Below are 20,264 nucleotides of genomic sequence, written 5' to 3'. Positions count from 1 at the left end.
TTTGACGTTTGCTGAAACAAAAACAGCATGCTTTTCAAAAGGGGAAATAATCTTGTTGCCGGCATAACCTTTGGCAAAGAACCGATTGTGAACCAGCAAAAAAGCCGATGTTTTCTATTCATCGGCTTAATAAATGCTGTTAGTGGAGGGCCTTTGGCAGCGCCGTCCAATTTGCCTGTGAGATTCCTGGATACGAAGATACCATTTCTGGACAGTCAGCCTGCCAATCACCCTACAGCAGAATTGCCGGCAAAAAAGACTAACCGCCTGGTTCAGACTCTCTCCCCGTTGATATAAGTTTCCTCAACGGAGGAACGCAAGTCAAATGGATCCCCGCTCCAGATGACAAAGTCGGCGTCCTTGCCAGGTTCGAGCGATCCGACACGATCCTCGACTCCGAGATGCCTTGCCGCATTAATCGTAATCGCTTCTAGTGCCTGCTCTTCACTCAGGCCGTTTTTGACAGCCAGAATGGCGCTGGTCATCAGGTGCTCGATTCCTACGACAGGGTGGTCAGTGGTAAGGGAAAATGCTATTCCCTCTTCTGCAAGGGCAGGAAGTGTATGCCAGCCTTTATCCGCAAGCTCAACTTTGGATCGGGAGGACATGGTCGGGCCAACGGAAACCCGGACATCATGTTTGGCAATGAATGGGGCAATCAGGTGGCCTTCTGTGCAATGCTCGATGGTCAGGTCAAAGCCGAATTCCCTTTTAAGCCTTAAGATGGTAATAATGTCATCGGCCCGGTGCGCATGGACGCGAAGCGGGATTTCTTTATTAAGCACCTTAGCAATGTTCTCAAGTTCTAGTTTCCTGTCTGCTTTTCCGGCTTTGCGGTTTTCGATGTAGCTTTGTGCCTCAATGAATTTTTCGCGCAGAATCGCGGCCACTCCCATCCTGGTAGTCGGCATGATGCCTTTTCCGCCATGGAATCTTTTCGGGTTTTCTCCGGTTGCCGCTTTCAGGCCGGAAGGGTTTCTGATAACCATATCATCAATGATTTGCCCGGCAGTTTTCAGGACGATCATCTCTCCGCCAATGACATTGGCGCTGCCCGGCATTACCTGAACCGTAGTGATCCCAAAGCGCCTTGCATCCTCAAAGCCTTTCTCCATCGGGTTGATCCCATCGATGGCTCTTACCTGGGCAGTGGCAGCAGCACTTGTTTCATTGAAATCCTGCCCCTCTTTACCCACACCTTCTTCATGCACCCCCAGATGAGTATGTACGTCAATCAAACCTGGAGTGACAATTTTGCCTGCTGCATCAATGACTGTATATTCTTCCCCGATTTCAAGATCTTCTCCTAATCTTTGAATTTTCCCGTCCTGAATAAGAAGATTGGCATTTTCATATTTTTTCCCTGTTCCATCAAAAATTTTTGCGTTTGTAATCGCTAACATGATTTTTTCGCTCCTTTTTTAATAAAAAATGTTGATTTCTGAAAATTCTTTTTCTATAATTACCCTTAATTCCTTTTTTCGATAATAAAATATTTTTTAAATATTGTAAATGGTACATATATTGAATTTGCTTTTCCGTTTTTCTTACTTATATTAAAATCTCATACCGAAAGGAGGTAATTTATGAAATACGAAATTGATGAGCTGGACAGGGGTATTATCAAGCTGCTCTCCAAAGACGGAAGAATGTCATTTACAGAGATCGCCGGCAAAATGAATGTGACCGAAAAAACAGTCAGGCTGCGCTATAAGAATCTGATTGACAATCACATCCTTGAAGTGGTCGGGGTAGTGAACCCAATCGCCCTTGGATTAAAGGCAGGCGCGATCATTCAGCTGAAAGTTAGGCCGCAGAGCATACATAAAGTGATTGACGAACTGAAAACCTTCCGGGAAATCAGGTATGTTACCTTGACATCCGGACAATATTCGCTTCTAGTCCAGATTGCGGTGCCGAGCCAGGATGAGATAACAGATCTGCTGCTCAGGCTGAATGGCCTGGAGGATATCACAGAAGTGAACAGCATTGTCCAGCTTGAAGTGTTTAAAAATACCTTTGAATTCATTTGAAAGCCAAATAGATTAGGAGAGATATTATGCTGGAGATTTTAAAAAAGTTGACGTCACTATCCGGTCCATGCGGGTACGAGCATTCTGTGTCCTATTTTTTAAAAGAATACCTTGAAGATAAAACGGATTCCGTCACCATTGATCCGATCGGCAATGTGATTGCCAGGAAAAAAGGGGACAAACCGGGTCCAACAATTGTTTTGACAGCCCATATCGATGAAGTGGGATTTATCGTCAAAAAAATTGAACAAAACGGCCTTCTCCGCTTCGAGAAGCTTGGCGGCAATGATGACCGCATCATGCTTGCCCAGCCTGTCAGGGTGATGGGAAGCAAAGGGGAAGTGAGCGGTGTGATCGGCACGATTTCTGCTCACTATGCAAAATTTGACGACCCTGGGAAGGTAAGGAAGCATACGCAGATGTACATTGACATTGGCGCTTCTACACCTGAGGAAGCAGCAGAAATGGGAGTCGGGATCGGCACACCGGTAACCTGGGGAACAGAATTCCAGGTGTTTGGGCCGGAAAAAAAGCAGCGGGTGCGCTCCAAGGCACTGGATGACAGGGCAGGCTGCGCTGTATTGCTTGAATCTCTGGAAGAGGTCAAGGATGGTTCCTTTGCCGGTGAGCTTATTTTCCTTTTTGCTGTCCAGGAGGAAGTCGGGCTCAGGGGGGCAAAAACAGCTTCTGAGCATCTGCAGGCTGACGCGGCTATAGCAGTTGATACTACCGCAGTCAGTGATACGCCGGAAGAAACAATGGATGGAAGCCTCGGACTTGGAAGAGGCACTGGCATCAAGGTCATGGATTTCAGCCTGATTGTACATAAGACGGTGAAAGACCTGTTAGTAAGACTGGCTGAAGAAAACAAGATTCCGTACCAGCTTGAAGTATTTCCGGGCATAGGAACAGATGGAGGAGCGGTCAATTATGCCAATAAGGGAATCCCGACTGGCGTCCTTTCCATTCCATCCCGCTATGCACACTCACCTGTTGAGGTTGCAGATATCGGCGACCTGATTGCAACTAAAGATCTTGTCACAGCATTTATCAGGAATCTGACTGAAGATCAGACCTTCCCTTTTTAAGAGGGAAGGCTGACTTGCCTAAAACCCAGTTTAAAAAGACTGAAAAATTAAAATAATGAATGATTATTCATTTAGGAGGATATTTAATGAAGATATTTATTTCGGCAGACATGGAAGGCATCTCAGGAGTAGCGACAAACCAGCAGCTAAAAACAAACTCAGAATACCAGCGGTTCAGGAAGCTTATGACAGCCGATGTGAACGCAGCAATTGAAGGAGCTTTCAATGGAGGGGCAGAGGAAGTGGTCGTGGCAGACGGCCATGGCAATATGTCTAATATCATTATTGAAGAAATGGATCCGCGTGCCCGCCTTGTTTCAGGGAACAACCGGGTCATGTGCCAGCTGGAAGGCCTGGATGGGACGTTCAGCGGAATCATGTTCGTCGGCCACCATGGCAGGGAAGGCGGTTCTGATCTGACAGTCATTTCTCATACACTTGCAGGCATTTGTGTGAACGAAATGAAAATCAACGGAAAAATTGTCGGTGAAACAGAAATGAACACAATGGTGGCAGGAGCATTCGGCGTCCCGGCAATCTTTGTTTCCGGTGATGACGCTTATGTAAAAGAAGTGCAGGAAACACTTCCACATGTAGAAGGGGCCGTGACGAAGAGGGCTGTTGACAGGTTCGCGGCCGAACTGATCCATCCTGAGAAAGCAAGAGAAGAAATCAGGGCCAAGGCTGAGGCAGCCGTTAAAAAGGCAAAGGACCAGCAGGCCGTCGAGACGGAAGGGCCGGTAACATTTGAAATCGAAATGAAGGGGCCGCAGCAGGCAAAAATGACAACAACCCTCCCGACAGTTGAATTGATAGGGCCAAAGAGAATCAAGTTTACTTGCGATGATATGGTCACTGCCTATAAGCATATGTGGGGCTGCGTCATCATAGCAATGACTGCTACCAATGGAGTCCTGGGCCAGGTAAATGCGTAAAAAGAAAAAGGAGCTCTACTGCTCCTTCAATGCTGTGGAGGTGAGCAAATGTACATAGTCAAACGATTCCTCATCATGCTCTTAACGATTTGGGTAATCGCTACACTGACATTCGTCATAATGAAATTCATACCCGGGGATCCATTTGCTTCAGACGGCGATGTGCTGCCTGAGGAAGTTCTCCAGAATATCAGGGCCAAATACAATTTGGATGAACCGCTGCCTGTACAATATGCTCTGTTTATGAAAAATCTTGCGATAGGTGACCTTGGACCGTCCATCCAGTCGGAAACGAGGAGCGTCAATTCAATCATCGCAGAAGGAGCGCCGGCTTCAGCACTCCTGGGTATTCAGTCCATCACAATCGCTTTGATATTCGGGCTGTCGCTTGGGATCATAGCGGCACTGAATCATAATAGGTTCATTGATTATGCGAGCATGATGGTTGCCATCATCGGCATCTCTGTCCCAAGCTTCATCCTGGCGCCGCTCCTGATTAAATATTTTGCGGTGGATTGGAGGCTGCTGCCTGTTGCTTCATGGGGAACATGGCAGCATACAATCCTCCCGTCACTCGCACTGGCTGCGACCCCGCTTGCAGTCATCGCAAGATTCATGCGTTCGAGCATGCTTGAGGTCATGAACCAGAACTATATAAAGACCGCCAATGCAAAGGGGCTTTCCACGTTCCAGCTTGTACTTAAGCACGGTATCCGGAATGCCATCATGCCGGTCGTTTCCTTTATCGGCCCACTATTTGTTGCGCTGATCACCGGTACCTTTGTTATTGAAAAAATCTTTGCCATACCTGGAATCGGCCGCTATTTCGTTGACAGTATCTTCAACAGGGATTATCCCGTTATCCTGGGGACAACAATTTTCTTCAGCGCCATTCTTGTCATCACCCTGTTTTTAATTGATATTTCCTACAGGCTGATCGACCCACGAATAAAACTATCGAGCGGAGGGGAATAAACATGCAGCCGAAACAATCAGAAGAGCTCCTGTTCAGGCCTGTATCGCCCGATAAAAAGAGCCATGATGAAATCCAGAGGCCGTCCTTGAGCGTCTGGAAGGAAACGGCACTGAATATTGTAAGAAATAAATTGGCATTGCTTGGCTTCAGCCTCCTTTTGGTTATCATCCTCCTTGCGGCTTTCGGACCATCATTTGTCCCGTACAGCCCTTCTGACCAGGATCTGACTAAAGGCAATCTTGCCCCATCTTCAGAGCATTGGTTCGGGACAGATGATCTGGGGAGGGATATGTGGACGCGTACCTGGTACGGAGCAAGGGTGTCCTTGACTATCGGTTTTGCCGCAGCCATCATCGACCTGATCCTCGGTGTAGCGGTAGGCGGGATCAGCGGCTATATGGCCGGGAGAGGGAAGTTCGGAGACCGGGTGGACAGCCTGCTTATGAGGCTTGTTGAGATTCTTTACGGCATCCCTTATCTGCTCGTCGTCATCCTGCTTATGGTCATCATGGAACCTGGCGTCACAACCATTATCATTGCCCTGTCTGTCACAGGCTGGGTCGGGATGGCCAGGATCATCAGGGGTCAGATCCTTCAGCTGAAGTCACAGGAATATGTCATGGCAGCAGAAAAATTGGGGACCTCCCACGGGAAAATCATCATGCGCCATCTGCTGCCAAATACGATGGGCATCATAATCGTCAATCTGACATTTACAATCCCGCAGGCCATCTTTGCCGAATCTTTTCTCAGCTTCCTTGGATTGGGTGTTCAAGCCCCATTTGCAAGCTGGGGGACGATGGCCAATGATGCATTGGGTGTCATCCTGAGCGGACAATGGTGGAGGCTGTTTTTCCCGGGGCTGATGATTTCCCTGACAATGTTTGCATTCAATGCATTCGGTGACGGACTTCAGGACGCGCTGGATCCAAGAGTACGGAAATAGGAGGCATGACAGATGAGCCATTTACTGGAAGTGAAAAACCTCGAAGTTAATTTCAAGACATACGGAGGAGAGGTAAAGGCAGTCCGGGACGTTTCCTTTCATATCGATAAAGGCGAGGTACTGGCAATCGTAGGAGAAAGCGGAAGCGGAAAAAGCGTGACTGTCCAGACGATCATGGGGCTGATACCCACTCCTCCCGGAAAAGTAAAGAATGGGCAAGTACTTTTTCAGGATAAGGATTTGCTGAAAATCTCCAAAAGGGAAATGCAAAAAATCAAAGGCTCGAAGATCAGCATGGTCTTCCAGGATCCAATGACTTCCTTAAATCCGACAATGAAAATAGGCAAGCAGATAGAAGAAGGCCTTCTCATCCATCAAAAGCTGGGAAAAACAGAAGCAAAAGAAAAGGCAATCGAGATGATCAAACTCGTCGGCATCCCAAATCCTGAAGAGCGGTACAGCCAGTATCCGCACGAATTCAGCGGGGGGATGAGGCAGCGTGCCATGATAGCCATTGCCCTTGCCTGCAATCCGGAGCTTCTGATCGCAGATGAGCCTACCACTGCACTTGATGTAACGATCCAGGCCCAGGTGCTGGATCTGATGAAGGATCTGCAGAAAAAAACAAATACTTCTATTATATTAATCACGCATGATTTGGGAGTGGTCGCTGAAACGGCCCAGCGTGTGATTGTCATGTATGCAGGGATGATGATCGAGAGCGGGACTGTCGCTGAAATTTTCGAGAATCCTAAGCATCCCTACACCTGGGGACTTCTTGAGTCGATTCCGGACACAGACTCTCCTGATAAGAAAAGGCTCGTGCCGATTGAAGGCTCCCCGCCGGATTTATTTTCGCCTCCAAAGGGATGTCCTTTTGCACCAAGATGCAAATATGCAATGGAAATCTGCCTGCAGCAAATGCCGCCAGCATTTGGAGAGGAAAATGGGCATCAGGCCAAATGCTGGCTGAATGACCCAAGGGCCCCTAAGGCCGAAGACTTCGTTGCAGCAGGGAGGGAATGAAAATGGCTGAAACACTTTTAGAAATAGAAGCTATGAAAAAATATTTCAAAATTAAAAAAGACCAGACGGTAAAGTCAGTCGATGATATTACGATTTCCATAAAAAAAGGCGAAACCTTCGGCCTTGTCGGTGAAAGCGGAAGCGGAAAATCAACGCTCGGCAAAACCATCGTCGGACTTCAGAAGCCAACAGAGGGGAAAATCATTTATAACGGCAGGGACGTAGAGTCGCTTGATAAAAAGGCGATGCAGGCGGTCAACAGGGAAATGCAGATCATTTTCCAGGATCCCCATGCTTCCCTTAATCCGCGTATGAGAGTCGGCGATATTATCGCCGAAGGCATGGATGCCCACAAACTGGCCAAGGGAAAAGAGCGCCAGGAAAGGATTTATGACCTTCTTGAAAGGGTAGGCCTGCGCCCGGAACATGCCAAACGTTATCCCCATGAGTTCAGCGGCGGGCAGCGCCAGCGCATCGGCATTGCCAGGGCGCTTGCTGTCGACCCGAAATTCATTGTTGCCGATGAGCCGATCTCGGCGCTTGATGTCAGTATCCAGGCACAGGTTATCAATCTTCTGGAGGACCTGAAAAAGGAGCAGGGGCTGACATATTTATTCATCGCCCATGACCTGGGGATGGTCAAGCATATCAGCGACCGGATCGGTGTCATGTATCTTGGGAAGATGATGGAGCTGGCCGAGAGCCGCGAGCTTTTTGCCGAACCGCTCCATCCATACACACAGGCTCTTCTTTCGGCAATCCCGGTGGCAAACCCTGCCGCTGCAAAGAGGGAGCGCATCACACTTCAGGGTGATCCTCCAAGTCCGGTTAATCCGCCGAGCGGCTGCCGTTTCCGGACGCGCTGTCCGCACGCAATGGACATCTGTGCCCAGAAAGTGCCGGAATGGAAGGAAGTAAAGCCTGGCCACTGGACAGCCTGCCACTTGTACAACATTTGATCTTCACCTCTTTGCAGGATTGAGAGAGGATAAGATAAATAAATTAGATGAGAGGGGAATGGAATATGAAGAAATGGCTATCAGGCATTGCCGCAGCCCTTTTTGTCTCTTCAGCTTTAGCGGGCTGCAGCGGCGGTGAAGGAGCTTCCGGCAGCGGAAGCGGGGAAGATGTTAAACAGGAGATTGTGCTGAATGCAATGAGCGAGCCGCCAGATTTGGATCCGGCTCTTGCAACAGATACAACATCAGGCTGGATTCTGGATCATATTTTTGAAGGCCTTTATACAAAGGACAAGGATGGCAAGCCGGTACTTGGCACAGCGAAGGACGCCCAAGTATCTGATGATGGAAAAACATACACTTTCACCCTGCGTGATGATGCGAAATGGTCAGACGGGACACCAGTCACAGCCGGTGATTTCGAATACGCATGGAAACGCGTTCTGAATCCTGACACAGGCAGTTCCTTTGCATTTTATCTTTATTATCTTAAAGGTGCAGAGGACTATAACAAAGGAAATGGAAGCGCAGAAGAAGTCGGCGTCACAGCTAAGGATGACAAAACACTTATCGTAGAGCTGAATGCGCCGCTGGGATATTTCGATGAGCTCCTGACAATGTGGACTTTCTATCCGGTTAAGCAAGAGCTTGCTGAAGGAAACAAAAATTGGGCTGCCGATGCTGAAGGATATGTGAGCAACGGACCGTTCAAATTTACTTCATGGAAGCATGACAGCGAAGCCGTCGCAGAAAAGAACGAGAACTATTGGGATAACAAGACGGTAAGTCTTGAGAAGGTTACCTGGAAAATGGTCAATGATGCAACCACATACTATCAGATGTATAAAACTGGTGAACTTGATCTGATCCAGACACTTCCGACAGATGCACTTGCCCAGGAAAAAGAAAACGAGGAATATCAGGAAGTCCCTTATTTCGGAACATATATGTATATGTTCAATGTAGAAAAAGAGCCATTCACCAATGCTAAAGTCCGCCGTGCGTTTGCCATGGCCATAAACCGTGAAGCTATCTCGGAGAATATCACAAAAGCAGGCGAGACTCCAGCCTTTGCTTTCGTGCCGCCTGGTGTTGAAACACCTGACGGAGATTTCCGTGAAGCCGGCGGAGAATATTTCGACGAAAATGCAGATGAAGCGAAAAAGCTTCTTGAAGAAGGAATGAAAGAAGAAGGCTGGACAACCCTTCCTGAAGTAACTCTTCTTTACAACACAGCCGAAAACCATAAGAAAATCGGTGAAGCTGTTCAGGAAATGGTCAAAAAGAATCTCGGCGTTAACATCAAGCTGGCCAACCAGGAATGGAAGACATACCTTGATACAACAAAGCAGCATAATTTCCAAATGGCCCGCATGGGCTGGATCGGTGTCCTTCTTGATCCTGTTGTCATCCTCGACTATTACCTGGGAGACAGCCCTAACAACCGTACACAATGGGTCAACGAAGAATACGATTCACTGATTGCCCAGGCAAAAGTGGAGCAGGATGAAGCCAAGCGCTATCAGCTACTGCATGATGCTGAAAAAATCCTGATGGAAGAAATGCCATTCATGCCGGTATATCATTACACAAATACGTACCTGACATCACCTAAATTTGAAGGAGTCGTATATCCCTTCAACCGTTATCCGGCTCTCAAGTGGACAAAGAAAGTTTCAGAATAAAGAGGGAAGGCGAAAGCTGCCAGCTTCTGCAAGTTCCTGCTATAATGATAGAAAAACAGTCTGGGGGACATCTTATGAAATGGAAGATAACAGGTTTTCTGCTGATAGCCTGCATTTGGATCAGTATTCGGGTGACGGGAATCCTGCCCCTGCTTGACTGGATCAATCTATCATTCATCGCAGGTATAGCGGGGCTTTCTGCAGCCGTCATCATCATCATCTTTAAAACTGGATTTCTATCACTGTTCTTCAGCGGATTCCGCGCAATCGGGACAAGCCTATTTCCCCGTTCCAACGCCATGGAACGAACTGACAGCATGGTAAGCAGTGACTATAAATGGCAGGAATTTAAGGCTGGCGCTTCAACAGTACTGCTTTATGCCTTTTTGGTTGCTGGATTGAGTTCGATGGCCGTATCGCTTGTGGGATTGTTCTTTTATTAGGAAAAGATTAGAAGGAGGCTCCTGGCCGGGGCCTTCTTTTCTTATTTTTTCAAAGAGATATATGTATAATAAAGGATGGAAAAAGGAAGGAAGAGTATTATGGCCATAACTTTAACGATGCTGCTGATGGGCATGCTGCTGGGATTTATCGGGGCCGGCGGGGCCGGCTTTATCATCGCTATCCTGACGCTGGTGTTTGATGTGCCGATCCATATAGCTTTAGGAACATCACTAACGGCAATGATTTTCACAAGTTTGTCAGGAGCCTACAGCCATTACAGAGAAGGGAATATGGCGGTCAAAGCAGGGCTTGTGACAGGGATCGCCGGTGCTTTTGGTGCATACGGGGGCTCACAGCTCGCTGCAGGAATACCTGTGGAATCACTCCATTGGCTGACGGCAGGCATGCTGTTCCTGTCCTCCATATTGCTCATGGTCAGATTGTACATAACCAAGAATCTCACTGACCACGAAGCAGGAAGGGACAAGCTGTCTGTTCAGCTGGCTGTAAAAGCGGTCATCCTGGGGCTTATAACCGGCGTATTATCGGGGACCTTCGGGATCGGTTCAACACCCTTCATCCAGCTTGGCCTGCTGATCATGCTCGGCCTTACAATCAGGCAGTCGATAGGTACAACGATGCTTGTTATACTGCCTATTGCGGCAGGAGGAGGACTCGGGTATCAGTCTGAAGGCTATCTCGACTACCTGTTGCTTCTGCAAGTGCTTCTCGGCACCATGACAGGCGCTTATATCGGTGCAAAATTCACAGGCTATGCCCCAAAAAACGTACTGAAGGCATCAATGATATTGACGCCAGCTGCTGCCGGGCTGCTGCTGCTCTTTCCGCAGTAGCGGCCAGGTGTGTTTTTTATGGCTTTTTTTTGAAATGGTGCTGTAATAAAATGGAATGGAAAGGAGGAGGAGATGTTTGAGAAAAGAGCGTGTGGAGTCAACTAAATTGAAGATTTTGAAGTCCCTTGGTGCCCGGGTTCAACTTGATGTCCCGGACGCAAAGCAGCTCGATATACTGCTGAAGGGCTGGAAGGGGGAAGAGGAGTTTGACCGGTGGGTTAATACCATTGATGAGGAGTGGCATATTTTAAATGATCTCTTGCTGAACCATCAAGGAACAATTTTTCAAGTCGACTCTTTAATTTTCTCCGGAACAACGCTTTACCTGTTTGAAATTAAAAACTACCAGGGTGACTACTATATTCAAGGCGATGCCTGGTACACTTTTTCCGGCAATGAAATCAAGAATCCGATTCTTCAGCTGAAGCGCACAGAAAATCTTATGAGGCAGCTTTTGAAGGAACATGCTTTTGACATAAGAATTGAAGCAAATTTAATTTTTGTTAATCCGGAATTCTGCCTCTTTCAAGCCCCCAGAAATCTCCCCATCATCCTGCCCGGCCAAATGCCGCGTTTTCGGGAAAAAATGCTGAATCAAACCTCCCCTATAAAACATTCACACTCTAATTTAGCCAAGAAGCTTGTATCCCTTCATATGAAGGAAGACCCTTTTCCGAGAAACTATTATTACCCCTATGAACAATTAGAAAAAGGTTTGGTTTGCCCGCAATGCAAGGAGTTTTATCATACTGTTAAACATTCCTTAGTGGTCTGTGAACTTTGCGGGGGAAGGGAAACTCTTGAAGATGCAGTGGTAGGGGCTGTGGAGGAAATTACGATGCTTTTTCCTCGGAGGACGATCACCACTCCTTTGCTTATTGATTGGTGCAGGATTATTAAGGATAAAAGAACGATTCAGCGGGTGCTCAAGAAACATTATGATTTCAAAGGGAGAGGGAAGTATGCGAGATATACGAATCGCGGCAATACTCAGAGTCCCGGCGGGCAGCCAACCCCTTTGAAAGTCTAGCAGATCAGGCTGGAATTTGGCCTGATTTGTATCTGAAGGGGAGTGCGGGATACATGAGTGGGATGGAAAAGGAGCAGTCTTGTATTCCGGGGGGAGTGCGGGATGCATGAGTGGGATGGAAAAGGAGCAGTCATGTATCCCGGGAGGAGTGCGGGATGCATGAGTGGGTCGAAAAAGGAGCATCATGTATCCCGGGGGGAGTGCGGGATGCATGATTGGATCAAAAAAGGAGCAGTCATGTATCCCGGGAGGAGTGCGTGATACATGAGTGTGTCGAAAAGGAGCAGTCATGTATCCCGTGAGGAGTGCGGGATACATGAGTGGGTCGAAAAAGGAGCAGTCATGTATCCCGGGAGGAGTGCGGAATACATGAGTGAGATGAAAAAGGAGCAGTCATGTATCCCGTGAGGAGTGCAGGATACATGATTGGATCAAAAAAGGAGCAGTCATGTATCCCGGGGGGAGTGCGGGATACATGAGTGGGTCGAAAAAGGAGCAGTCATGTATCCCGGGGGGAGTGCGGGATACATGAGTGGGATGAAAAAGGAGCAGTCATGTATCCCGTGAGGAGTGCGGAATACATGAGTGAGATGAAAAAGGAGCAGTCATGTATCCCGTGAGGAGTGCGGGATACATGAGTGGGTCGAAAAAGGAGCAGTCATGTATCCCGGGGGGAGTGCGGGATACATGAGTGAGATGAAAAAGGAGCAGTCATGTTTCCCGGGGGGAGTGCGGGATACATGAGTGAGATGAAAAAGGAGCAGTCATGTATCCGAGGAGGAGTGCGTGATACATGAGTGGGTCGAAAAAGGAGCAGTCATGTATCCCGTGAGGAGTGCGGGATGCATGAGTGGGATGGAAAAGGAGCAGTCATGTATCCCGGGGGGAGTGCGGGATACATGAGTGGGATGAAAAAGGAGCAGTCATGTATCCCGGGGGGAGTGCGGGATACATGATTGGGTCGAAAAAGGAGCAGTCATGTATCCCGTGAAGAGTGCGTGATACATGAGTGGGTCGAAGAAGGAGCAGTCATGTATCCCGGGAGGAGTGCGGGATGCATGAGTGAGATGAAAAAGGAGCAGTCATGTATCCGAGGAAGAGTGCGTGATACATGAGTGGGTCGAAAAAGGAGCAGTCATGTATCCCGGGAGGAGTGCGGGATATATGAGTGGGTCGAAAAAGGAGCAGTCATGTATCCCAGGGGGAGTGCGGGATACATGATTGGGTCGAAAAAGGAGCAGTCATGTATCCCGGGGGGAGTGCGGGATACATGAGTGAGATGAAAAAGGAGCAGTCATGTATCCGAGGAAGAGTGCGGGATACATAACTGAGTGCAAAACGACGGAGTTATGTATCCAAAGTTTGAGAGAATAACAAAGTATACCCCCCTGCCCAAAACCTAAATGCCCTTTCCCAGCCCCAAACTAAAACATTTTTTCACCCGCCCCCTCCGTCCATCTAAAAAAAGAATACAACCCAACCAGGCTCATATATATAATAGTAAAAACAAGCTCAAACTCCACTGGTGTTAAAATTATATTTCATAAAAGTAAATATGTTATTGAACTAATATTTCAAACCCTCTATAATGAAATTAGAACTAGTACATCAGTGACAGGAGGGCCATAGGAATGAAAGAGAACTTAACCTCGTTAACAACAGAAACCCGGAATGAGCGGACGATGAAGATTGATACAGCTTCGCCTTTGGAGATCATCACGATGATGAATGAGGAAGACAAGAAGGTGGCATTAGCGGTTGAGCAGGTTCTCCCGGATGTCGAGGTAGCAGTCGGGTTTGTATTCGAATCCCTGAAAAAGGGAGGCAGGCTCATCTATATCGGGGCTGGTACAAGCGGAAGGCTCGGTGTTTTGGATGCAGTCGAATGCCCGCCTACTTTCAGTACGGATCCTGAAACTGTCCAGGGAATCATGGCCGGGGGCAAGGATGCTTTTGTCAAGGCTGTTGAGGGGGCAGAGGATAAGCCGGAATGGGGCGAACGCGATTTAAAGGAGATTGGCCTGACACAAGATGATACTGTGATCGGGATTGCAGCGAGCGGGCGCACCCCTTATGTGGCAGGAGCGCTTAAGTATGCGAGGAGCATCGGAGCCAGGACGGTAGCACTTTCCTGCAACACCGGCGCCGTCATCAGCAAAGAAGCTGACCACAGCATCGAAGTGATTGTCGGCCCTGAGGCGCTGACAGGCTCTACAAGGCTGAAGGCGGCAACTGCCCATAAAATGATTTTGAACATGATTTCAACTGCCAGCATGATCCTGTTCGGCAAGGTTTATGAAAACCTCATGGTGGATGTTCATGTCAGCAATCATAAGCTCAAGGAGCGTGCGATCGGGATCATCAGCAAAATAACCGGCGCTGATTATAACATTTCCAGAAAAGCTCTTGAAGACAGCGGGCTTCAGGCTAAATCTGCGATCGTCATGATCAAAACAGGTAAAAGCAAAGATGAAGCTGAGAAGCTGCTCGATCAAGCCGGTGGATATGTGCGTATGGCAGTGGAGAAAGCAGGCAACTAAAACTATCAGGGGAAGGCGCCATGTGCGGGCCTGCCCTCTGCATATCCTTTTTTGGGGGTGGTCATCAAAAAACAGCTGACAGGGGTTTTTCATAATATAGGCTTGCACTGATACTTTATCCTATTATTCTCTTAAGCTATTTTTTATGCCTTGGATGAAAACGATTCCAATAGTTTGAAAATTTGTACTGACATCAATGTTAGAAATGGGGGAAATTCAAATGGCTGGCGAAAATACAATTCTTGCAGAGAAAATACTCGATAAGCTGGGCGGGGCTTCCAATATCGGATCCTATACGCATTGCATGACCCGTCTTAGAGTAACGCCGCTTGATGAGTCATTGGTAGACAAAGCAGGACTGAAAAAAATAGATGGCGTCCTGGGACTTGTAGAAGAAGAAACACTGCAGATTATTCTGGGGCCAGGCAAGGTCAATAAGGTTACAGAAGAGTTTGGCAAACTGCTTGAAGCATCGGGCGAACTTAATCTTAATGATCGGGCAGCAAGCAAAAAGTCAGAAATCAATAAGAAAAACGCAACTCCTTTCAAACTGTTCCTTCGCAAGATAGCGAGCATCTTTATTCCGCTCATTCCGGCACTTGTTGCTTCCGGTCTGATCACTGGTATTTCGAAAGCTGTCATTCAGGCAGGCTGGCTTGACGGGGAATCACAGCTTGCCATGATCCTGACTGTAATTGGCGGGGGGCTTTTCGCATATCTCGGCATCCTGGTCGGTATTAATGCTGCAAAAGAATTTGGGGGATCACCTGCACTGGGCGGACTTGCAGGGATATTGATTATCAATCCTTCAGTCGCCGGCATTACGCTTTTTGGTGAAGCACTCGTTCCTGGCCGCGGCGGCTTGATAGGAGTACTCCTTGCTGCCATCTTTATTGCGCTGGTTGAGCAGCGGGTCAGAAAATTTGTACCGCAGTCACTGGATATTATCATTACGCCAACGGTTTCGCTGCTGATTACAGGGATCGTCACTTATGTAGTATTCATGCCTGTTGGCGGCTTTATCTCCGAAGGAATCACAAAAGGTTTGCTTTCTGTTCTTGATATTGGCGGCGTGGTTGCCGGATTCGTCCTGGGCGCTACCTTCCTGCCGCTTGTAGTAACCGGGCTTCACCAGGGTCTGACGCCTGTCCACCTGGAACTGATTAATTCAATCGGCGATGATCCATTATTGCCAATCCTTGCGATGGGCGGCGCCGGCCAGGTTGGTGCAGCATTTGCCATCTATTTCAAAACCAAGAAGAAGCGCCTCAAAAGGGCAATTGGCGGTGCTCTGCCTTCCGGTATGCTTGGTATCGGCGAACCGCTGATCTTTGGTGTAACGCTTCCTCTTGGAAGGCCATTCATTACGGCCTGCCTTGGCGCAGGTGTTGGGGGCGCATTCCAGGCGCATTTCGATATTGCCACTGTTGCAATCGGAGTATCCGGCCTGCCGCTTGCCTTCATTGTTAACGCAGGCGAAATCCTTCTGTACCTTGTAGGACTTGTAATTGCTTATGCAGCAGGATTTGCCTTCACGTATCTGTTCGGCTTTAAAGATGAAATGGCTGGTGAGTTTGATTGATCGGCATTTCCTTCTATCTGAACGATCCTTCTGCTGAAGAGCGGATCAGGGATGCAGGAAGCAAGGGGGTGAAGCGGGGCTTCACCTCGCTTCATATCCCTGAAGAAAAAGGTGAGCTGGCCGCAGCGGCCAAGAGGCTGCTTTCTGCTGCAAAGGAAAGCGGCATTGATGTCTATGCGGATGTTTCCATGAAAACACCAGCCCATTTGGGAGTGTCAGACCTTTTTGCATTAAAAGATCTTGGGGTAGCCGGCCTTAGGCTGGATGACTTTTTCGATCATCATCTGATAGTCTCCCTTGCAAAGGAATTCAAAATAGCTGTCAACTCCAGCATTCTTTTTGAAGAAGATCTTAAAAACCTTCTCAGTTGTGGGCTTAAACCTGATAGGCTGATCGGATGGCATAATTTTTACCCGAGACGGGAAACCGGGCTGGGTGAATCTTTTTTTCATGATCAGAACAAGCTGTTTAAAAGCCTGGGTATTCCTCTTGCTGCGTATATTCCATCCCGGGGAGAAAAACGGGGACCGTTTTATGAAGGCCTGCCGACGCTTGAAAAGCACCGTCATGCTGAACCCTTTGCTGCTTATGCGGAGTTGAAGGCTGCGGGAATTGATGATATTTATATCGGCGATCCGGATATTGGGGCAGGGCTGCTGGAGGATCTCCTGGCTTACGAAGAGGACTCAGTTATGCCGCTGAGGGCTGAGAATTGTACACTGCCTGAGGGAATATATGCAACACGTCCTGATCAGGCGAGGGATGCTGTCAGGTTCATGAATACCCGGACAACAGACCCTGTGCCCCCATTAAATTGCGGGAAGCGTGATGCAGGAACGATTACTGTTGATAATGAGCATTACGGCCGTTACAAAGGTGAAGTGCAAATAACACTGTCCGACCTTCCGGCAGATGAAAGAGTCAATATAGCAGGCAGAATAATAGAAGAAGACAGGCCGCTTCTTTCATTTATAAAGCCCGGACAAAAAATCCGCATTATCCATATTTAAAGCAGAAGCACACTCATAACGGAGTGTGCTTTTTTACTGCTTTCTTTAATTGAGCAAGCCTCTTACGCATTTCAATCAGGCATTTCCTTTGAAAAAAACCTCCCGGTAGAATATGATATCTTTAATCCTTCCTTATATCGTTAATGTAACTTTTTTTGTTACAGTTTAATAATCGGGAAGATATTTGATTTTTAACCAATACTAAACTTTGTAAAAAATGAAGGAGGAGCTGTCCATGATTATTATCCATGCCCATATTACGGTGGATCCGGCAAAGCGTGATGTTTTCCTTGAGAAAACGAAAGAGGTAGTCAAAGGGTCACAGGCTGAGGAAGGAAATATCAGCTATGATTTATTTGAGAGTGCCGGGAATGAAAATTCATTTGTGATGCTTGAGAAATGGAAGGACAAGGAAGCGGTAAGACTGCACGGGGAAACTGCCCACTTCCAGAACTATATGCAGGAAATGAAAGAAGTATTGGCAGCACCGCTGAAGGCAGAACGCTTTGAAGCGGAAGAACTTTAAACAACACCAAAGGAGGACATCAGGTTTATGAAAGAACAATACAAGCAATTTTTTGAGTCATTTACTTTTAAAAGTGGGATTGAAGTTAAAAACAGACTGGTCATGGCACCAATGACAAATTTCTCTTCCAATGAAGATGATACTGTTTCTGATGCTGAGGCTGCATATTATGCCCGCCGGTCAAAGGGGCCTGGCATGGTGATTACGGCTTGTACATATGTGACCGAGAATGGAAAAGGCTTCCCTGGGGAGTTTGCCGGCCATAAAGATGAATATGTCCCAAGCTTGAAGCGCCTAGCGGAAGACATCCAGGCAGGCGGCGCAAAAGCGATCCTGCAGATTTTCCACGGAGGAAGGGAATGCCCTCCTGAGCTCGTCCCGAATGGAGATATTGTAAGCGCCAGTGCAGTTGCAGGCTCAGGTGAAGGAAAAAAGGAACCGCGCGCGCTCAGCGGCGAGGAAGTTGAGAGCATTATTAAAGATTTCGGCGAAGCCGCAAGACGTGCAATTGAAGCAGGGTATGACGGGGTGGAAATCCATGGAGCCAACGGCTATCTGCTGCAGCAATTCTTCTCCCCTCATTCAAACCGCAGGGATGATCAATGGGGAGGCAGCCTGGAAAAGAGGCTTACTTTCCCGCTCGCTGTTGTTGATGAAGTCAAGAAGACTGTTGCGGCACACGCTAAAAAGCCGTTTGCTGTAGGCTACAGATTTTCTCCTGAAGAACCGGAAACACCGGGTATCACGATGGCGGATACGCTGGTCCTGATCGATGAGCTGGCAAAAAAAGATCTCGACTATCTCCACGTTTCACTCCAGGACTTCTGGTCAGCGCCGCGCCGCGGAGTCGAGGACACTAGGTCAAGAATCGAGATCATCCAGGAAAGAGTCGGCAGCCTTGTCCCTGTTATCGGCGTTGGTTCTCTTTATACGCCGGAAGAAGTAGAAAAAGCGTTTGGAACAGGCGTCCCTCTTATCGCGCTGGGCCGTGAGCTGATCATTGATCCTGAGTGGGTGCAAAAAGTCGAAGAGGGCAGGGAAGACGAAATCAAAACCAAAATCGATAAGGATGCCCAGCAGGAACTGACTGTTCCAGATCCGCTCTGGCAGGCCATCATTAATACCCCTGGCTGGTTCCCTGGCGTATAACACTTAAAAGGAGTTCGGATAAATGAAAGTGAAAATCAACCGCAATGCGGCTAAAGTGCTGAAAAAGATGCTGGAAACAGCAGAAGAAGGCCAGTATATCCGCGTTTTTGTGACAGAGCATCACGGAAACCACGCCCATTATGACATCAAGCTCGATACACCTGCAGAGCATGATGAAATTGTAACAACCGACAAGGATATCGACATTCTGCTCGATGCACGGGAAGATTTCCTCGATGGTGTATGGATCCAATACTTCTTTGTTCCAAAAGAGGAATTTGTCATCTACAATCCCTTAAAAGAAAAGCATCATCATTAAAAAGAAGGCATGATTGCAGCAGCTGCTGCAATCATGCTTTTTTTGGTTTTTATTCCAATTTGTGGTGTAGTGCTAACTTTAATGCTTTTCCTGAGCAGAGAAGTACAGATTCTTGTATAATGGAAATGGTTTTTACGAAATCCGAAATATTTTGAATGGAAGCTGATGAAATGTCCTTTATAGCAATCTTAATTCCGATTTTTCTTATCTTTGGCCTTGGCTATGCCGGCCAGAAAATCTTCAGGCTGGAAACGAAATCACTGTCCATCGTGGCTATTTACTTAATGACTCCCTTTCTTGCCTTCAGGACTTTCTACGAAACGGAGTTTAATCTTGATTATGCAGTCATGGCTATTTACACTATAGGGCTGGCCCTGGCAATTATTGCGATCGTGTATGCTGCGGCTTATTTTGCAGGATACAGCAGAAAGCGCACTTGCGCTATCATTTTATCCTCTGCATTCATGAATAACGGCAATTATGGAACTCCGCTAGTTCTTTTTGCATTTGGCCAGGAAGGAATAAAATACGCGATTGTGCTGATGGTCATCCAGCAGCTGCTGATGTGCACCCTTGGGGTATACTATGCAGCTAAAGGGTCTATCGAAAATGCCAGTTTCAAAACAGCCCTGAAAGAGGTTGTGAGGGTGCCGATTGTTTACGGCGCCTTGCTGGGAGCGGCATTGCAGTTTATGAACATACCTGTCAGCGGGACGCTGATGGAAGCAGTCCGGATGGTAGGAGATGCAGCCATACCAACGGTCATGATCATCCTTGGCATCACGCTCGCCAATATATCAGTAAAAAACCTGGAAATAGGCCCGCTCTCTGTCTCCCTTACCTTGAGAATGGTTGTATCTCCTTTGATCGCGCTGGCTTTTACATTTTTCCTGCCTGCGGATACTCTTCTGAAGCAGATTATGATTGTCATGGCGGCCATGCCTTCTGCTGCTAATACGACCATGTATGCCGTTCAATATGGTACAGATCCGGAGCTTGTTTCAAGCGTGACGCTTGCCAGCACTTGCCTGAGCCTCATCACCCTGCCGATCATCCTGTACAGTGTGACTTTTATGCAGTAGAAGATTAGCAGAATCTGTTTACCTCTGTCGAAAATGTGAGATAATAGATCTATCAGAGTATTCCTTTTTTTCAGCCTGTT

At 47.6% G+C, this 20,264-nt stretch carries 20 protein-coding genes; 19 read left to right on the top strand and 1 reads right to left on the bottom strand.

The genetic code is table 11. The features are described 5' to 3' along the window. Window positions 1-272: 272 nt before the first annotated feature. Window positions 273-1,403: an amidohydrolase gene (locus tag N288_RS14320; protein ID WP_009795614.1), complete on the bottom strand. Its 1,131-nt coding sequence runs from the start codon at window positions 1,401-1,403 to the stop codon at window positions 273-275. Window positions 1,404-1,586: 183 nt separating this feature from the next. Here N288_RS14320 and N288_RS14315 point away from each other — a divergent pair, with 183 nt between their 5' ends. From N288_RS14315 to N288_RS14230, 19 genes are all read left to right on the top strand, one after another. After that, window positions 1,587-2,033, top strand: coding sequence for an Lrp/AsnC family transcriptional regulator (locus N288_RS14315; protein WP_009795615.1), 447 nt, complete (start codon window positions 1,587-1,589; stop codon window positions 2,031-2,033). Window positions 2,034-2,059: 26 nt separating this feature from the next. Further along, on the top strand, window positions 2,060-3,121 hold the full coding sequence (locus tag N288_RS14310; RefSeq protein WP_009795616.1) for a M42 family metallopeptidase: 1,062 nt from the start codon (window positions 2,060-2,062) through the stop codon (window positions 3,119-3,121). 86 nt (window positions 3,122-3,207) lie between these two features. Further along, complete coding sequence (locus tag N288_RS14305; RefSeq protein WP_022544047.1) at window positions 3,208-4,056, top strand: M55 family metallopeptidase; 849 nt, start codon at window positions 3,208-3,210, stop codon at window positions 4,054-4,056. A gap of 48 nt (window positions 4,057-4,104) precedes the next feature. Further along, a complete protein-coding gene (locus N288_RS14300) occupies window positions 4,105-5,031 on the top strand; it encodes an ABC transporter permease (RefSeq protein WP_022544046.1) in 927 nt (308 codons plus the stop codon). Between the two features lie 2 nt (window positions 5,032-5,033). Beyond that, complete coding sequence (locus N288_RS14295; protein WP_009795619.1) at window positions 5,034-5,978, top strand: ABC transporter permease; 945 nt, start codon at window positions 5,034-5,036, stop codon at window positions 5,976-5,978. Between the two features lie 12 nt (window positions 5,979-5,990). Next, window positions 5,991-7,004 carry an ABC transporter ATP-binding protein gene (locus N288_RS14290; RefSeq protein WP_009795620.1) on the top strand — a complete coding sequence of 338 codons (1,014 nt, stop codon included), beginning with the start codon at window positions 5,991-5,993 and terminating at the stop codon, window positions 7,002-7,004. 2 nt (window positions 7,005-7,006) lie between these two features. After that, window positions 7,007-7,963 (top strand): ABC transporter ATP-binding protein, encoded by a 957-nt coding sequence (locus N288_RS14285; protein ID WP_009795621.1) that lies wholly within the window; start codon window positions 7,007-7,009, stop codon window positions 7,961-7,963. A 65-nt stretch (window positions 7,964-8,028) separates the two neighbouring features. Next, window positions 8,029-9,648 carry a peptide ABC transporter substrate-binding protein gene (locus N288_RS14280; RefSeq protein ID WP_022544044.1) on the top strand — a complete coding sequence of 540 codons (1,620 nt, stop codon included), beginning with the start codon at window positions 8,029-8,031 and terminating at the stop codon, window positions 9,646-9,648. Window positions 9,649-9,722: 74 nt separating this feature from the next. Then, the gene (locus N288_RS14275) at window positions 9,723-10,091 is read left to right on the top strand and encodes a DUF3899 domain-containing protein (protein ID WP_157638556.1); all 369 of its coding nucleotides are present in this window, start codon (window positions 9,723-9,725) and stop codon (window positions 10,089-10,091) included. A gap of 99 nt (window positions 10,092-10,190) precedes the next feature. After that, entirely contained in the window at window positions 10,191-10,946 is a 756-nt protein-coding gene (locus tag N288_RS14270; protein WP_022544043.1) for a sulfite exporter TauE/SafE family protein, read from the top strand. A gap of 76 nt (window positions 10,947-11,022) precedes the next feature. Beyond that, the gene (locus tag N288_RS14265; protein WP_022544042.1) at window positions 11,023-11,976 is read left to right on the top strand and encodes a nuclease-related domain-containing protein; all 954 of its coding nucleotides are present in this window, start codon (window positions 11,023-11,025) and stop codon (window positions 11,974-11,976) included. A gap of 264 nt (window positions 11,977-12,240) precedes the next feature. Continuing rightward, window positions 12,241-12,384 carry a hypothetical protein gene (locus tag N288_RS25185; RefSeq protein WP_022544040.1) on the top strand — a complete coding sequence of 48 codons (144 nt, stop codon included), beginning with the start codon at window positions 12,241-12,243 and terminating at the stop codon, window positions 12,382-12,384. A gap of 1,223 nt (window positions 12,385-13,607) precedes the next feature. After that, window positions 13,608-14,516, top strand: coding sequence for an N-acetylmuramic acid 6-phosphate etherase (gene murQ / locus N288_RS14260; protein ID WP_009793157.1), 909 nt, complete (start codon window positions 13,608-13,610; stop codon window positions 14,514-14,516). A gap of 220 nt (window positions 14,517-14,736) precedes the next feature. Next, window positions 14,737-16,098, top strand: a complete 1,362-nt coding sequence (locus tag N288_RS14255) for a PTS transporter subunit EIIC (protein ID WP_022544038.1) — start codon at window positions 14,737-14,739, stop codon at window positions 16,096-16,098. Continuing rightward, window positions 16,095-17,108 (top strand): MupG family TIM beta-alpha barrel fold protein, encoded by a 1,014-nt coding sequence (locus N288_RS14250; RefSeq protein ID WP_009793159.1) that lies wholly within the window; start codon window positions 16,095-16,097, stop codon window positions 17,106-17,108. The genes N288_RS14255 and N288_RS14250 overlap by 4 nt, the downstream gene beginning before the upstream one ends. 235 nt (window positions 17,109-17,343) lie before the next feature. Continuing rightward, window positions 17,344-17,634, top strand: coding sequence for a putative quinol monooxygenase (locus N288_RS14245; protein ID WP_022544037.1), 291 nt, complete (start codon window positions 17,344-17,346; stop codon window positions 17,632-17,634). Window positions 17,635-17,661: 27 nt separating this feature from the next. Next, a complete protein-coding gene (locus N288_RS14240) occupies window positions 17,662-18,783 on the top strand; it encodes an NADH-dependent flavin oxidoreductase (protein WP_009793161.1) in 1,122 nt (373 codons plus the stop codon). A 22-nt stretch (window positions 18,784-18,805) separates the two neighbouring features. Further along, on the top strand, window positions 18,806-19,102 hold the full coding sequence (locus tag N288_RS14235; RefSeq protein WP_009793162.1) for a hypothetical protein: 297 nt from the start codon (window positions 18,806-18,808) through the stop codon (window positions 19,100-19,102). Between the two features lie 170 nt (window positions 19,103-19,272). Next, on the top strand, window positions 19,273-20,184 hold the full coding sequence (locus N288_RS14230) for an AEC family transporter (protein WP_022544036.1): 912 nt from the start codon (window positions 19,273-19,275) through the stop codon (window positions 20,182-20,184). The last annotated feature ends 80 nt before the right edge of the window (window positions 20,185-20,264 follow it).

This window comes from Bacillus infantis NRRL B-14911, assembly GCF_000473245.1.
Classification (GTDB): domain Bacteria; phylum Bacillota; class Bacilli; order Bacillales; family Cytobacillaceae; genus Bacillus_AB; species Bacillus_AB infantis.
The sequence above is the reverse complement of the archived record's forward strand: the minus strand, read 5'-3'. Positions and strand labels throughout refer to the sequence as shown.